General features: G+C 69.2%; 17 protein-coding genes and 2 pseudogenes. 13 read left to right on the forward strand and 6 right to left on the reverse strand.

What is annotated here, in order from left to right; genetic code table 11:
* Window positions 1-14: 14 nt before the first annotated feature.
* On the reverse strand, window positions 15-1,442 hold the full coding sequence (locus H531_RS0102660; protein WP_022797819.1) for a glycoside hydrolase family 13 protein: 1,428 nt from the start codon (window positions 1,440-1,442) through the stop codon (window positions 15-17).
* 91 nt (window positions 1,443-1,533) lie between these two features.
* On the opposite strand from H531_RS0102660, the gene gmk reads away from it, so the two are divergent.
* The 5 genes from gmk to H531_RS0102685 are packed head-to-tail and all read left to right on the forward strand — an operon-like array spanning window position 1,534 to window position 4,795.
* Entirely contained in the window at window positions 1,534-2,193 is a 660-nt protein-coding gene (gene gmk / locus H531_RS0102665) for a guanylate kinase (protein ID WP_033399253.1), read from the forward strand.
* The gene (rpoZ, locus tag H531_RS0102670; RefSeq protein ID WP_022797821.1) at window positions 2,174-2,476 is read left to right on the forward strand and encodes a DNA-directed RNA polymerase subunit omega; all 303 of its coding nucleotides are present in this window, start codon (window positions 2,174-2,176) and stop codon (window positions 2,474-2,476) included. Before gmk ends, rpoZ begins: the two co-directional genes overlap by 20 nt.
* Complete coding sequence (gene coaBC / locus H531_RS0102675) at window positions 2,477-3,667, forward strand: bifunctional phosphopantothenoylcysteine decarboxylase/phosphopantothenate--cysteine ligase CoaBC (RefSeq protein ID WP_022797822.1); 1,191 nt, start codon at window positions 2,477-2,479, stop codon at window positions 3,665-3,667. It begins immediately after the preceding gene.
* 11 nt (window positions 3,668-3,678) lie between these two features.
* Window positions 3,679-4,176: an arginine repressor gene (gene argR / locus H531_RS0102680; protein WP_022797823.1), complete on the forward strand. Its 498-nt coding sequence runs from the start codon at window positions 3,679-3,681 to the stop codon at window positions 4,174-4,176.
* 4 nt (window positions 4,177-4,180) lie between these two features.
* Window positions 4,181-4,795, forward strand: a complete 615-nt coding sequence (locus H531_RS0102685) for a MarC family protein (RefSeq protein WP_022797824.1) — start codon at window positions 4,181-4,183, stop codon at window positions 4,793-4,795.
* Here the strand turns inward: H531_RS0102685 and H531_RS0102690 are convergent.
* From H531_RS0102690 to guaA, 5 genes and pseudogenes are all read right to left on the reverse strand, one after another.
* Complete coding sequence (locus tag H531_RS0102690; protein ID WP_022797825.1) at window positions 4,776-6,344, reverse strand: DNA repair protein RecN; 1,569 nt, start codon at window positions 6,342-6,344, stop codon at window positions 4,776-4,778. The genes H531_RS0102685 and H531_RS0102690 overlap by 20 nt on opposite strands.
* 32 nt (window positions 6,345-6,376) lie before the next feature.
* A complete protein-coding gene (locus tag H531_RS0102695) occupies window positions 6,377-6,754 on the reverse strand; it encodes a VOC family protein (RefSeq protein ID WP_022797826.1) in 378 nt (125 codons plus the stop codon).
* Complete coding sequence (locus H531_RS0102700; protein ID WP_022797827.1) at window positions 6,755-7,042, reverse strand: glutamine synthetase/cystathionine beta-lyase binding protein; 288 nt, start codon at window positions 7,040-7,042, stop codon at window positions 6,755-6,757.
* Window positions 7,043-7,057: 15 nt separating this feature from the next.
* Window positions 7,058-7,599: pseudogene (locus H531_RS13410) on the reverse strand (Uma2 family endonuclease).
* Window positions 7,599-9,110, reverse strand: coding sequence for a glutamine-hydrolyzing GMP synthase (guaA, locus tag H531_RS0102710; RefSeq protein ID WP_022797828.1), 1,512 nt, complete (start codon window positions 9,108-9,110; stop codon window positions 7,599-7,601). The pseudogene H531_RS13410 and the gene guaA overlap by 1 nt, the downstream one beginning before the upstream one ends.
* 50 nt (window positions 9,111-9,160) lie before the next feature.
* Here guaA and H531_RS0102715 point away from each other — a divergent pair, with 50 nt between their 5' ends.
* The 8 genes and pseudogenes from H531_RS0102715 to H531_RS14685 all read left to right on the forward strand — a co-directional run.
* On the forward strand, window positions 9,161-9,619 hold the full coding sequence (locus H531_RS0102715) for an S-ribosylhomocysteine lyase (protein WP_022797829.1): 459 nt from the start codon (window positions 9,161-9,163) through the stop codon (window positions 9,617-9,619).
* Window positions 9,616-10,278: a 5'-methylthioadenosine/S-adenosylhomocysteine nucleosidase gene (gene mtnN, locus H531_RS0102720; protein ID WP_022797830.1), complete on the forward strand. Its 663-nt coding sequence runs from the start codon at window positions 9,616-9,618 to the stop codon at window positions 10,276-10,278. The genes H531_RS0102715 and mtnN overlap by 4 nt, the downstream gene beginning before the upstream one ends.
* A 13-nt stretch (window positions 10,279-10,291) precedes the next feature.
* Window positions 10,292-11,215: a ribose-phosphate diphosphokinase gene (locus H531_RS0102725; protein ID WP_022797831.1), complete on the forward strand. Its 924-nt coding sequence runs from the start codon at window positions 10,292-10,294 to the stop codon at window positions 11,213-11,215.
* 50 nt (window positions 11,216-11,265) lie between these two features.
* Window positions 11,266-11,886 (forward strand): 50S ribosomal protein L25, encoded by a 621-nt coding sequence (locus tag H531_RS0102730; protein WP_022797832.1) that lies wholly within the window; start codon window positions 11,266-11,268, stop codon window positions 11,884-11,886.
* A 59-nt stretch (window positions 11,887-11,945) separates the two neighbouring features.
* Window positions 11,946-12,518 carry an aminoacyl-tRNA hydrolase gene (pth, locus tag H531_RS0102735; protein ID WP_022797833.1) on the forward strand — a complete coding sequence of 191 codons (573 nt, stop codon included), beginning with the start codon at window positions 11,946-11,948 and terminating at the stop codon, window positions 12,516-12,518.
* 2 nt (window positions 12,519-12,520) lie between these two features.
* Window positions 12,521-13,489, forward strand: a complete 969-nt coding sequence (gene ddl / locus H531_RS0102740) for a D-alanine--D-alanine ligase (protein ID WP_022797834.1) — start codon at window positions 12,521-12,523, stop codon at window positions 13,487-13,489.
* 41 nt (window positions 13,490-13,530) lie between these two features.
* A complete protein-coding gene (locus tag H531_RS0102745) occupies window positions 13,531-14,322 on the forward strand; it encodes a carbohydrate deacetylase (RefSeq protein WP_022797835.1) in 792 nt (263 codons plus the stop codon).
* Window positions 14,319-14,474: pseudogene (locus H531_RS14685) on the forward strand (MFS transporter); the annotation flags it as partial. The gene H531_RS0102745 and the pseudogene H531_RS14685, both read left to right, overlap by 4 nt.
* Between the last annotated feature and the right edge of the window lie 56 nt (window positions 14,475-14,530).

The raw sequence follows: 14,530 nt of genomic DNA on the forward strand, positions 1-14,530 counted from the left end.
AAAAGCAAAGGGGGTCACACCTCCTGCCACAGGGCGAGGGCGAAGGGGGGCAGCTCGGGGCCCAGGAGCCTTCCCCCCTGGAGCTTGGCCCGGGCCCCCGAGAGGAGGTCCAGGGCCTCACCCCCCCGGGGGAAGACGCCGTGCAGGGGAAGGTCCTGCCGGAAGGGGCGGTCGCTGGCGTTCACCACCGCCAGGTAGGGCCCGCGGGTGAAGGCCAGGTGCCGGTCCTGGGCGTAGACCCGCCGGTAGGGGGCGGTGCGGAGCTCGGGATGGGCCTGGCGCAGCCTCGCCATCCTCCTCACCGCCTCGCGGAGCTCCCCCCGCCAGCGCCCTTCCTCCCACACCATCCCCCCGCGGTTCTCGGGGTCAGGGCCGCCCTCCATCCCCACTTCCTCCCCGTAGTAGACCGTGGGGTTTCCCGGGAGGAGGAAGAGGAGGCTCAGGGCCAGGCGCGCCCGGGCCACGTCCCCCCGGAGGAGGGAGAGGAGCCTCGGGGTGTCGTGGGAGGTGAGGAGGTTCATCTGGGCCAGGACCGCCGCCCAGGGATACCGGCCGAAGAGGTCCTCGAGGCGGTGGCTGAAGGCCAGGGCCTGGAGGGGTTCCACCCGCCCCAGGCCCGAGCGGGCGGCAAGCTCCCGGTCCAGGGCCTCCCCTCCCACGAAGCCTAGAACCGCCCGGGCGAGGGGGTAGTTCATCACCCCGTCAAAGATGTCCCCCTGGAGCCAGGCCTCGGCCTCCTCCCAGATCTCCCCCACGAGGTAGGCCTCCGGGTTTGCCCCCTTCACCCGCCTGCGGAAGGCCCGCCAGAACTCGGGGTCCGGGATCTCGTTGGGGACGTCCAGGCGCCATCCGTCCGCCCCGAAGCGCACCCAGTGCTCGGCCACGAAAAGGAGGTATTCCCGCACCTCCTGCGTTTCCACCCGGAGCTTGGGGAGCTCGGGGTTGCCCCACCAGGCCTCGTAGTTGGGGTTTTTCCCATAGGGGTTCAGGGGGAACCCCTTCACGTAGTACCAGTCCCGGTAGGGGCTCTGCTCGCCGTTTTCCAGGAGGTGCTGGAAGGCAAAGAAGGCCCGCCCGGTGTGGTTGAAGACCCCGTCCAGGACCACCCGGATCCCGTGAGCGTGGGCCTTTTCCAGAAGGTGCTTCAAGGCCTCGTTGCCCCCCAGGAGGGGGTCCACCTGGAGGTAGTCCGCGGTGTGGTAGCGGTGGTTGGCGGTGGAGAGGAAGATGGGGTTCAGGTAAAGGGCCTCCACCCCGAGGTCCAGGAGGTAGGAAAGCTTCTCCGCTACCCCCCAAAGCGTTCCCCCCTTGAAGCCCCGGAGGGTCGGGGGGGCCTCCCAGGGCTCGAGGGGCCCGGCAGGGGCGGGTCTGCCCGGGGGGCCCGCGCGGAAGAACCGGTCAGGAAAGATCTGGTAGAAGAAGGCGCCCTCGTACCAGGCCATGGGGACTAGTGTACCACAGAAAAAATGTTCCCGGATCACAAAACTCCTTGCCCCAGGAAGGCCCCTTTGGTATCCTCCCGGGGTGAAGGGTATGGGCCGCCTCTTCGTCATGACCGGGGCCAGCGGGGTGGGGAAGGGTACGGTGCGGGCCAAGGTGCTGGAGCGCACCCGCCTCTTCTACTCCATCTCCATGACCACCCGCCCTCCCCGCCCGGGGGAGCGGCACGGGGTGGATTACTACTTCGTGGACCGCCCCACCTTTGAGGCCCTCCTCGCCCAGGGCGGCTTCCTGGAGCATGCGGAGTACGTGGGCCATCTCTACGGCACGCCCAAGGCCCCGGTGGAGCGGGCCCTGAGGCGGGGGGAGGATGTCCTTTTGGAGATTGAGGTCCAGGGGGCCTTGCAGGTGAAGGAAAAGGTGCCCGAGGCGGTCCTCATCTTCCTCCTTCCCCCCTCCCTTTCCGAGCTGAAGCGGCGGCTCGTCTATCGGGGGACGGACGGCCCGGAGAAGATCGCCAGGCGCCTGGCCCAGGCCGAGTGGGAGATAAGGAACGCCCACCTCTTTGACTACGTGGTGGTGAACGACGTGCTGGAGGAGGCGGTGGCGGACTTCCTCGCCATCCTCACCGCCGAAGGGCGGCGCACCTCCCGGATGGCCCAGGTCCTGGAAAGGGCCCTGGCCCGGGATCCGGATCTGGAAAGCGAGCTGGAGGAGATCCTAAGGAGGCAGTATGGCGGAACCGGGGATTGACAAGCTCTTCGGCATGGTGGACTCCAAGTACCGGCTCACGGTGGTGGTGGCCAAGCGCGCCCAGCAGCTTTTGCGCCACCGCTTCAAGAACACCGTCTTGGAGCCGGAGGAAAGGCCCAAGATGCGGACCCTCGAGGGCCTTTACGACGACCCCAACGCCGTCACCTGGGCGATGAAGGAGCTCCTTCTGGGCAGGCTTGTTTTCGGGGAAAACCTCGTTCCCGAGGATCGGCTCCAGAAGGAGATGGAAAGGCTCTACCCCGTGGCGGAAGAGGAGGCCTAGATGGCCCGGGTCCTGGTGGCGGTCACGGGTGGGGTAGCCGCCATCAAGGTGCCCCACCTCCTCCGCCTCCTCAGGGCCCAGGGACACGAGGTTCGGGTGCTGGCCTCGAGGCGGGCCCTGGAGTTCGTCACCCCCCTTTCCCTGGCCGTGGCCGCAGGGGGGGAGGTGGCCACGGAGGAGGCCTGGTTCCGCCCCGATGGCCGGGCCCTGCACATAGAGCTCGCCCGGTGGGCCGAAGTGGTCCTGGTGGCCCCGGCCACGGTGGACGCCCTGGCCAGGGCCGCCTTGGGGCTGGCGGACGACCTCCTCGGCGCCACCCTCCTTGCCGGGGCTCCGCGGGTGGCCTGGGCGCCCGCCATGAACGAGGCCATGTGGCTTGCCCCCCAGACCCAGGCCCATGCCGAGCGGCTTAAGGCCCTGGGCCACGCCCTCTTTGGCCCCGCTTACGGCCCCTTGGCCGCCCTAGGGGAAGGGGAAGGCTGGGGGCGGATGCTGGAGCCCGAGGAGCTCGTGGAGCGCCTGAACGCCTTCCTCACCCCCAAGGACCTCGAGGGCCTCCGCCTGCTGGTCTCCGCCGGCCCCACCCGGGAGTACCTGGACCCGGTGCGCTTCCTCTCCAACCCTTCCTCGGGGCGCATGGGCTACGCCGTGGCCGAGGCGGCTCGGGACCGAGGGGCCCAGGTCTTCTTGGTTTCGGGCCCCACCGCCTTGCCCGACCCCTGGGGGGTGGAGGTGGTCCGCGTGGAAAGCGCCCTGGAGATGCGCCGGGCCATCCTGGACCGCTACCCTTGGGCGGAGGCCGTGGTGATGGCCGCGGCGGTAGCCGACTACCGTCCGGCGGAGGTTTCCCGGGAAAAGGAGCCCAAGGGGGAGGCGGAGAAGGTGGTCCGCCTCGTGCCCAACCCCGACATCCTCCAGGAGCTGGGGGAGCGGAAGGAGGGCAGGGTCCTGGTGGGCTTCGCCATGGAGACGGGGGAGGGCCTGGAGCGGGCCAAGGAGAAGCTGAGGCGGAAAAACCTGGACCTCATCGCCCTCAACTGGGTCAACCGGGAAGGGGTAGGCTTCGCTAGCCTGGAGAACGAGGTGGTGCTTCTCGCCAGAGACGGCCGGGTGTGGGAGCTGCCCCGCATGCGGAAGCGCCAGGTGGCCGACCGTATCCTGGATGCGGTCAAGGAGTTTTGGAAAGCGTAGGGATTGCGGATATGCGGAGCAAGGAGGAGCGGCACCGCGCCATCCAGGAGATCGTGAGCCGTGAGGAAATCGGCACCCAGAAGGAGCTGGTGGAAAGGCTGCGCCAGCTTGGGTTTGACGTCACCCAGGCCACGGTGAGCCGGGACATCGCCGAGCTCCGCCTCGCCCGGGTCGCCTTGGGCAAGGGACGGCACAAGTACGTCCTGCCCTCTTTGGAGCTTCCCGAGGACGTTTACGAGGAGCTCAAGCGCCAGTTTGGCCTCTTCGTCAAGGACGTGGACCGGGGAGGGAATGTTCTCGTGGTGAAGACCGCCGAGGGGCACGCCTCGGGCATTGCCCTCCTCCTGGACCGCCTCAAGCGGGACGAGATCGTGGGCACCCTGGCGGGGGAGGACACCATCCTCGTGGTGGCCCGCACCGAGGAGGGGGCCCGGGCCCTGGAGGAGGAGTTCGGGGGGCTTTTGGTGGCCGGGGGGCGCTGGAGGCGGGGCGCCCAGGCTTCCTCCTAGGGCCGTGGTGGAGTTCTTCCTGAAGTCCTTCCTGACCCTCTTCGTGGTCATGGACCCCGTGGGGCTGGTGCCCGTCTTCTTGGCCCTGGCCGGAGGGCGCTCCCCCAAGGAGCAGGCCCGCATCGCCAGGAAGGCGGTCCTGGTGGCCGGGGGGCTCCTCACCTTTTTCTTCTTCTTCGGGCGGGAGCTCCTCGCCTACCTGGGCATCAGCCTGGATGCCCTGCGGGTGGCCGGGGGCATCCTCCTCTTCCGCATCGCCACGGAGATGGTTTTCGCCCACCACGAACGGGAAACGGAGGAGGAGGCCAAGGAGGCCCTGGAGCGGGCGGACATCTCCGTCTTCCCCCTGGCCATCCCCCTGATCGCCGGGCCCGGGGCCCTGGCCAGCGTCTTGGTCCTGGGGGCGGAGGCGGGACGGGTGCCCCTTGGGGTGGGCATCGTCCTCCTCACCGCCTTCTTGGTCCTGGCCCTGGCCTACCTCTTTTTGAAGGCGGCGGTGGCCGTGCGCCGGGCCTTGGGGCGCACCGGGGTTAACGTGGTGACCCGGGTCCTAGGGGTCCTCCTCGCCGCCCTGGCCGTACAGTACGTGGCCAGCGGGGTCAAGGGCCTCCTTGGCTGAGGAGGAGCCGGGCGTGGGCGAGGGCGGCCTCCGTGTACTGGCCGGAGAGGAGGCGGGCAAGCTCCTTCACCCGTTCCTCTCCCTCTAAGACCTCCACCCGAACCTCCTCGCCTACCCTGGCCACCCGCAGGTGGCGGTGGGCCTTGGCGGCGATCTGGGGCAGGTGGGTGACCACGAGGACCTGCCGGGTTTCCCCGAGGCGGGCCAGGCGTTCCGCCACCTTCCAGGCGGTTTCCCCCCCGAGCCCCGTGTCCACCTCGTCAAAGACCACCGTGGGGGCCTCGGCCCCGGTCAAGAGGGCCAGGGCCAGGGCGAGGCGGGAAAGCTCCCCGCCGCTGGCCGCTCCCAGGGGGGCGGGGGGAAGGTGGGGGTTGGCGGAGAAGCGGAAGGCCACCTCCTGGAGGCCAAAGGGGCCGGGTTCGGGTAGGGGCCTGAGGTCCACGAGGAAGCGGGCCTTGGGGAAGCCCAGCTCTCCGAGCTCCCGCACCATCCCCGCCGCAAGCTCCCGGGCGGCCCTCTCCCGGGCCTCTCCCAGGGCCTCGCCCGCCCGCAGGAGGGCCTCCTGGACTTCCTGGAGCTCCTTCTCCAGCGCCTCGAGGCGCGCCTCCCCCCCTTCCAGCCTGGCCAGCTCCTCCCGGGCCCTTTCCCCGAAGGCCTGCACCTCCTCGAGGGTGGGGCCGTACTTGCGCTTCAGGCGCTCCAGTAGGGAGAGCCTTTCCTCCAGCTCGGCGAGGCGTCTCGGGTCGCCCTCCAGGCCCTCGAGGTAGTCGGCAAGCTCCCGGGCCACGGCCCGGACCCCCTGGAGGGCGGCCTCGAGGTCCTGGGCCAGGGCCTCCAGGGCCCGGTCAAACCGCCCCCCCGCCCTGAGCTCCCGGAAGGCCAGGTCCAGCCGGTCCAGGGCCTCCTCCTCCAAAAGGGTATAGGCGCGCCCCGCCCGCTCCCGAAGGGCCTCTAGGTGGCGGAGCCGCTTGGCCTCCTCTTCCAGCGCAAGGTCTTCCCCTACCCTCAGCCGAGCCTCGGCGATCTCCTGGATCTGGAAGCGGAGGAGGTCCTCCCGTGCCCGCTTCTCCCTAAGGGCCCCCTCCAGGGTCCGCCTTTCCTCCAGGAGGGCCTGGCGGCGGGCGTAAAGCCCCTGGTAGCGGGAAAGAAGGGCAGGGTCTAGGAGGGCGTCCAGGAGCTCCCGTTGCCTCCTGGGGGAGAGGAGGGCCAGGGCGCCGTGCTGAGCGTGGAGGGAAAGCCGCCTTTCCGCCTCTTCCTGGAGTTCCTTTAGGCTCACCACCTCCCCGTCAATGCGCGGGGTGGAGCGGCTGCCCACCCTGCGGGAGAGGACCCGGGGCTCCTCCCCGAGGAAGAAGGCGGTGACGAGGAGGCTGTCCCCAAAGGGGCCTACCATCCCTTCGGCCTTTTCCCCCAGGAGGAGGGCCAGGGCATCCACGAGAAGGCTTTTCCCCGCCCCCGTTTCCCCGGTGAGGACGTTGAGGCCGGGGGCGAGCTCCAGGGTGGCCTCGCGGATGGCGGCGAGGTTGTGCACCTCGAGGCGCTGGAGCATCCTTTCCATTTTAGGGGTCCTCCGGGGCAGACCTAGAGGCCCCAGATCTCCCCCGGGGCGAGCTCCACCAGGTTGCCCGCAGGGTCTTGGGTGTAGAGGCTCTTGCCCCGAGGCCAGCTTGCCCACCGGACGGGATACCCTGCCGCCCGGAGCCTTTCCGCCCAGAGGGGAAGATCCTCCGCCTTCACCCGGAAGGCCACGTGGACGCTTCCCCTGGCCCCGTGGGGGGGGAGGTGCTCGTCCCTTTCCGTGAGGCTTGGGTTGAAGACCAGGAAGACCCCCCTCCCGGCGCGGAAGAAGGCATGCCGGGGAGGGTGGAACTGGAAGCAGGGAAGGCCCAAAACCCCCTCATAGAAGGCCCGGGCCTGTTCCAAGTCCTCCGCGTAGACGGAAGTCTCCAGGACCTCCACTTACTTGAGCCGGGCGATGAGGTCGGCCACGGGGATGGCCTCGAGGGTGGTGGTCTTCACGCTTCCCCGGGAGGCCAGGTGGAGCATGGCCCGGGCCACGCTGGCGGCGTCCTCGGCTTCCACGATGTTCACGAAGTCATAGGGGCCCAGCACGGCGTACTGGGCCACCACCTTGACCCCGAAGTCCCGCTCCAGCTCCCCGTTCACCTCCTTGATGCGCTCGGGGTTTTTCACCAGGGTCTCGGCGCCGTCGTCCGTAAGGGTGCTTAGTACAATAAAGGTAGGCATCCCTCCTCCTTTCCTTTAGTCTATCCCTCCTCGCCCTCGAGGACCACCCCGCTCCTCCACGGGCAGGCTCCCTTCCAGGCAGGGAAGGGGTACCTCCCCTTCGGCCGCTACTTGGTAAAGAAGGTCACCTTCTCCCTTCCAGTAGAGCTCCACCTGTCTTTCCCGGGCGCTCACCCGGAGGGAGGGGAGGGCGAGGTAGCGCCAGAGCTTCTCCCTGCGGTCCACCCCCTCCGTGGTCCGGGAGAGGACCTCCACCACCAGGCAAGGCGCCTCCTCGTGAAAGGGGTTTTCCGGGGGCGGGGGGCAGACCGCCCTCAGGCCCGGGTAGTAAAAGGTGGCTTCCCCGACCCTTAGCTTCATGTCCGCCACGTAGAGGCGGCACCCCTCAGGGGGGAGAGGAGATGGTGGAGGTTGCCCACGAGGAGGTTGTGGGCCCGGCCCGCCCCGGCCATGGCGTAGGCCACCCCCTCCACGAGCTCGCGCTTTTGAGGGTAGGCGGCCTCCTCCTTCAGGTACTCCTCCGGGGAAAGCCGCTTAAGCCTCGCAGGCTCGCCCATTACTCCCACTCTATCGTGGCCGGGGGCTTGGAGGTGATGTCGTAGACCACCCGGCCGATCTCGGGCACCCGCCTTGTGATGCGCCGGGCCGCCTCATCCAAGAACTCCAGGGGAAGCCTCGCCCAGTCGGCGGTCATGAAGTCCTCGGTGGTGACGGCCCTTAGGGCCAGGACGTGGCCATAACGCCGTTCGTCCCCGGCGACCCCCACGCTCCTTAGAGGCGTGAGGACGGCCAGGGCCTGGGCCACCTTCTCGTAGAGGCCCCACTCCTTAAGGAGGCTTACGAAGAGGTCGTCCGCCCGCCTTAGGATTTCCAGGCGCTCCTCCGTCACCTCCCCCAGGATGCGCACGGCCAGGCCAGGACCGGGGAAGGGGTGGCGGAGGCGGATGGTGTCGGGAAGCCCCAGGAGGAGGGCGAGCTCCCGCACCTCATCCTTGAAGAGGAGGCGGAAGGGTTCCAGGAGCTCAAACCCCAGGTTCTCCGGCAGGCCCCCCACGTTGTGGTGGCTCTTGATCTTGGCTGCCCCGGGCCCCCCGGCGGACTCAATCACGTCCGGGTAGAGGGTGCCCTGGGCGAGGAACCGGAAGGGTCCCTCCCGTTGGGCCACCTCGGAGAAGACCTCCACGAAGGCCCGTCCGATGGCCTTGCGCTTCTCCTCAGGGTCCTCCACGCCCTTTAGGGCCTCTAGGAAGCGCCCTTTGGCGTCCACCACCAGGAGGTTCACCCCAAGGGCCCTCAAGGCCCCCTCCACCTCCTCCCTTTCCCCCAGGCGCAAAAGCCCGTGGTCCACGAAGACCGCCAGGTGGTCCACCCCCGCCCGGGCGAGGAGGAGGGCTAAGGTGGAGGAGTCCACCCCGCCGGAGACGGCAAGGAGGACCCGATCCTTTCCCACCCTTTCCCCTACCTCCCGAAGGAGGCCTTCCAGGACGTGCTCTGGGGTCCAGTCCCGCTTGACTCCGGCGATTTCCAGGAAATTCTCTAGGATCTGGATCCCCTTGGGGGTGTGGGCCACCTCGGGGTGGAACTGGACCCCGAAGGCCCGGCCGTCCGGGGACTCCATGGCGGCCACGGGGTTTTCCTCGGTCTCGGCCGCCACCCGCCACCCTGGGGGAAGCTCGGTGACGGCGTCGGCGTGGCTCATCCAGACCTGGACCTCCCCCTGTAGGCCCCGGAAGAGGGGGCCCTGGTGACGGGTGAGGAGGGCCTTGCCGTACTCCGCCCTGCCGGCCCTCTCCACCTTTCCCCCGAGCTCCTTGGCCAGAAGCTGCATGCCGTAGCAGATCCCGAGGACAGGGAGGCCGGAAGAGAGAAGGCGGGGGTCGGGGCGGGGAGCGTCGGGTTGGAAGACGCTTTTGGGCCCTCCGGAGAGGATGAGGGCCTGGGGGCGGTGCTTGAGGACCTCCTCCAGGGGGGCATCCCCGGGGAGGATGAGGGAGAAGGTGCGGAGTTCCCTAAGCCTCCTTGCGATGAGCCTCGTGTACTGGGAGCCGAAGTCCAGGACCAGGACCACGGGGCCAAGTATACGTTTTCCTATGGTCCTCGAGGTGGTGTAATGAGGGTATGGCCGAGGTGGAGAGCTTCGCCCTGGACCACACCAAGGTACGGGCCCCCTACGTGCGCCTGGCGGGGAGGAAGGCCCTCGCCGGGGGCGTGGTGGAGAAGTACGACCTGAGGCTCGCCCAGCCCAACCGAGAGGCCCTGCCCACGGCGAGCCTGCACACCCTGGAGCACCTCCTCGCCGGCTACCTCCGGGACCACCTCCCGGGGGTCATTGACCTCTCCCCTATGGGCTGCCGCACGGGGTTCTACCTGGTGGTGGAAGGCCCCCTGGGGGAGGAAAGGGTCCTGGAGGCCTTCGCCAAGGCCTTGGGGGACGTCCTCGCCCACGAGGGCCCCGTCCCGGGGGCAAGCCACAAGGAGTGCGGCAACTACCGGGACCACGACCTGAAGGGCGCCAAGGCCTGGGCGGAAAGGGTGCTGAAGGCGGGCCTTAGGGTCCAGCCCACCCTTCCCCTATGACCGCCTTCTTCGCCGCCGAGCCCGAGGAGGCCGCCGCCCTCCGGGAGGCCCTGGGGGCGGAGGAGGCCCTCCAGGCCCCCGTTCCCCTCCACCGCGGGCGGGGAGTCTTGGTGGCGGAAACGGGCGTGGGCAAGGTGGCGGCGGCCATGGCCGTGGCCCACGTCCTCACCCGCTTTGCCCCCGAAGCGAGCTTCTTCCTTGGGGTGGCGGGGGCCTTGGACCCTTCCCTCAAGGCCCTGGACCTCCTCCTCGCGGAGCAGGCGGTGCAGTGGGACGTGGACCTCACCCCCTTCGGCCGCCTCCCCGGGGAGACCGCCTTGGGGGTGCGCTTCTTCCCCTCGGACCCCGCCCTCCTCGCCCGGGTGGAGGAGGCGGCAGGGCGCCTCGGCCTGCCCCACCGCCTCGGGGTGGTGGCCACGGGGGATAGGTTTTTGGCGGACCCCAAGGAGGCCCAGGGCCTCCGGGAGCGCTTCGGGGCCCAGGCCGTGGAGATGGAGGGGGCGGCTGCCCTCATGGTGGCCTTCCGTTTCCGCCACCCCATGGCCCTGGTCCGCGCCGTCACCGACGGGGCGGGGGAGGGGGCGGCCTTGGACTTTCAGGCCTTTTTGCGGGAGGCCTCGAGGCGGCTCGGCCTCCTCGCCCGGGCCCTCGTATACTGAAGGGGGGGTCTCCATGGAAATCCGGCTCTTCGCGGGGAGCGCCCACCCCGATCTCGCCCGGCGGATCGCGGGGGCCCTGGGCGTGCCCCTGGGCCAGGCCCTGGTGGACCGCTTTCCCGACGGGGAGGTGCGGGTGCGGCTTCTGGAGAGCGTCCGCGGGGAGGACGTCTACCTGGTCCAGCCCACCTCGCCTCCCGTGAACGACCACCTCATGGAGCTCCTCCTCCTGGCCGACGCCGCCCGGCGCAGCTCCGCCGCCCGCATCAACGCCGTCCTCCCTTACTTCGGCTACGCCCGCCAGGACAAGCAGACGGAGGGCCGGGAACCCATCAGCGCCAAGCTGGTGGCGAGCCTCCTAGAGAGGGTGGGGGTGGAGCGGGTCATCGCCATAGACCTCCACGCCCCGCAGATCCAGGGCTTTTTTGACATCCCCGTGGACCACCTCTCGGCGGTGCGCCTCTTTGCCCGCTACCTGCAGGAGCGAGGCCTTACGGAAAACGCCGTGGTGGTCTCCCCGGACGCGGGCCGGGCCGAGGAGGCGAGGCGGCTTGCGGAACGGCTTGGCCTTCCCTTCGCCATGCTGGCCAAGCGCCGCCACGGGCCCCGCGAGACCTCCGTCACCTACGTGATCGGGGACGTGGAGGGGAAAAGGCCCCTTCTCATAGACGACATCGTCTCCACCGGGGGGACGATCAGGCGGGGGGTGGAGGCCCTCCTCGAGGCGGGGGCCCTCCCCGGGGTGGTGGTCATGGCCACCCACGCCGTTTTGGTGGGGGGGGCGCGGGAGAACCTGGCCCATCCCGCCATCCAGGAGGTGGTCTTTACCGACACCATCCCCTTGAAGGACGGGGGCTACACCGTCCTCTCCACCGCCGAGCTTCTCGCGCAGGCCATCCGCCGGGTCCACACCAACCAGTCCGTGAGCGCCCTCATCTAGGGGTGTGGTACACTCCTCTTCGTGCGCCCCTAGGGGGCGAGGGAGGAGCCATGGAGTACCGCCTGAAGGCCTACTACCGCGAGGGGGAGCGGCCTGCCGCCCTGAGGCGGGTGGGGAAGCTCCCCGGGGTCATCTACAACCGGAGCCTGAACCGCAAGGTCTACGTGGACCTCTCGGAGTTTGACAAGGTCTTCCGCCAGGCCTCCATCCACCACGTGATCGTCCTGGAGCTTCCTGACGGCCAGGAACTGCCTACCCTGGTGCGCCAGGTGAACCTGGACAAGAGGCGCCGCCGCCCGGAGCACGTGGACTTCTACGTGCTCTCCGACGAGCCCGTGGAGATGTACGTCCCCTTGCGCTTCGTGGGGACCCCCGTGGGCGTAAGGGAGGGGGGGGTGCTCCAGGAGGTCCACCGGGACATCCTGGTCCGGGTCTCCCCCAGGAACATCCCCGAGTACATTGAGGTGGACGTTTCCGGCCTCGGCATCGGGGACAGCCTCCACGCCGCCGACCTCACGCTCCCCGAAGGGGTGAGGCTCGCCATGCCCCCGGAGGAGACCCTGGCCGCGGTGGTGCCCCCGGAGGACGTGGAGAAGCTGGCGGCTGCGGCGGCCGAGGCCCCCGCCGAGCCCGAGGTTATCCGGAAGGGCAAAAAGGAGGAGGAGGCCTGATCCCTACCCCCCTGGGGCTTCCCTAGGGGCGGCCCCCCTGCCTTGGCCTGGGGGAGCGCATGTTTTTGGTGGTGGGGCAGGGCAATCCGGGGGAGGCCTACGCCCGGACCCGGCACAACGTGGGCTTCATGGTCCTGGACCGGTTGGGCCTTCGCTTCCAAAGAAGGGGGGAGGCCCTCCTGGCCGAGGCCGAGGTGGGGGGCGAGCGGGGGGTTTTCCTGAAGCCCCTGACCTACTACAACCTCGCGGGGCGGGCCGTGGCCCCCCTGGCCCGCGCCTACGGGATTCCCCCGGAAAGGATCCTGGTGGTCCACGACGAGATGGACCTGCCCTTGGGCCGCCTGCGCCTCAAGGCCGGAGGAAGCCCCGCGGGGAACCGGGGGGTGGCCTCCATCGCCGAGGCCTTGGGCACCCTGGCCTTTCCCCGCCTCAGGATCGGCATCGGCAAGCCCCCCTCCAAGGAACTCGGCGCGGCGTACGTCCTCTCGCCCTTTGCCCCTGAGGAGGAGCCCTTGCTGGAGCGGGTCCTCGAGGCCGCCAAGGAGGCGGTCCTCTGCTGGGTGAGGGAGGGCCTTTTGCCCTGTGCGGGCCGCTACAACGGGCTGGACCTGCGCCGGACGGGTAAGCTCTAGGCATGTCCGGACCCAGGGTTCTCCTCATCGCCGGGGGAAGGAGCCCGGAGCACGAGGTTTCCCTTTCTTCCGCCGAGGGCGTGCTTAGGCATCTGCCCTACCCTAGGGAGCTCGCCGTCATCGCCAAGGACGGGGCCTGGCTTCTGGGGGAGGAGGCGCTCCAGGCCCTCGAGGCCAAGGTGGCGCCGAAGGGGGTGCACCCCTTCCCACCCCCCCTGGACTGGGAGCGCTACGATGTGGTCTTCCCCCTCCTGCACGGCCGCTATGGCGAGGACGGCACCCTTCAGGGCTTCTTGGAGATGCTGGGCAAGCCCTACGTGGGGGCGGGGGTGGCGGCGAGCGCCCTCTCTATGGACAAGGACCTTTCCAAGCGGGTCCTGGCCCAGGCGGGCATCCCGGTGGTGCCCTGGGTGGCCCTCTACCGGGGGGAGACCCCCTTTGTCCCCTTTGAGCCCCCCTTCTTCGTGAAGCCGGCCAACACCGGATCCAGCATCGGCATCTCCCGCGTGGAGCGCTACGCCGACCTGGAGGGGGCCTTGGAGGAGGCCTTTCGGCATGACGAAAAGGCGGTGGTGGAAAAGGCCCTCCCCAAGGTGCGGGAGCTGGAAGTGGGGGTCCTGGGGAACCTCTTCGGGGAGGCGAGCCCGGTGGGGGAGGTGCGCTACCAGGCCCCCTTTTACGACTACGAGACCAAGTACACCCCAGGCCGGGCGGAGCTCCTCATCCCGGCCCCCCTGGACCCGGGGACCGAGGAAACCGTCCAGGAAACCGCCCTGAAGGCCTACCGGCTCCTGGGCCTCCGGGGCATGGCCCGGGTGGACTTCTTCCTGGCGGAGGGGGAGCTTTACCTGAACGAGGTGAACACCATCCCGGGCTTTACCCCCACCAGCATGTTCCCCAGGCTTTTCGCCGCCAAGGGCCTGGGCTATCCCGAACTCCTCAAGCGTTTGGTAGAACTGGCCTTGGAATAGCCTCCTTTCCCGTAGAATGAAGGGGAAGGGAAAGGAGGCTTATGGACCTCTTAGGGCGGCTTGGCCTTTCGGGTAAGCGGGTTCTCCTCCTCCACCACGACGACCTGGGCCTGACCCACGCCCAGAACGGGGCCTACCAGGCCTTGGGCTTTCCCACGGGAAGCGTCATGGTGCCGGGGGCCTGGGCCTGGGGCGTGCGGGGGCGGGACCTGGGGGTGCACCTCACCCTCACCAGCGAGTGGCCCGCCCCAAGGATGCGCCCCCTCACGGAGGGGGAAAGCCTGCGGGACGAGACGGGGGCTTTTCCTCCCTCCCCGGAGGCCCTGTGGAAGCAGGCCCGGGCCGAGGAGGTGGAAAGGGAGCTTCGCGCCCAGATCCAGGCCGCCTTCGCCCTCTTTGCCCCTACCCACCTGGACACCCACCAGGGGGCGATCCTCCGGCCCGACCTGGCGGAGGTCTACCTGGGTTTGGCCCAAGGGTATGGCCTCCCCGTGTACCTCCCGGAGCGCCTCGAGGGCCTGGGCGTTCCCGAGGCCTTTCTCCCCGACCTGGTGCGCCTCATGGAGCGGGCCCCCTTCCCCAGGGTGCGCTTTCTGGACCCTTACGGCCTTCCCCCTGAGGAGCGGCTGGGCTTTTACCTGGACCTGAGCCGCCTGGGGCCCGGCCTCTACTACCTGGTCCACCACAGCGCCCTTCCCACCCCCGAGGGCCGGGCCCTCCCCGATTGGCCTACCCGGGAGGCCGACTTCTTCGCCCTAAGCCATCCGGAGGTGCGGCGGGTGCTCTCCGAGTTCCACCCCCTCACTTGGCGGCAGGTCAAGGAGGCGCTATGAAGGCCTGGCGCTACGCCTCGGGGCAGCTCGGCCTCACCCTGGTTTCGGAAAGCTTCGGCACCTACCTGGCCTTCTTTTACCTGGAGAAGCCGGGGCTTTCCGCGGCCTTTTACGCCCTCGCCCGCACGGTCTACGCCTTCTGGGATGCCGTACCACGGGGCTTGCCAACTGAGGGGGCAGTACATCTCCGACTGGCCCCTCATCACCT

Origin of the sequence: Thermus islandicus DSM 21543 (genome assembly GCF_000421625.1) — a bacterium.
Classification (GTDB): Bacteria; Deinococcota; Deinococci; order Deinococcales; family Thermaceae; genus Thermus; species Thermus islandicus.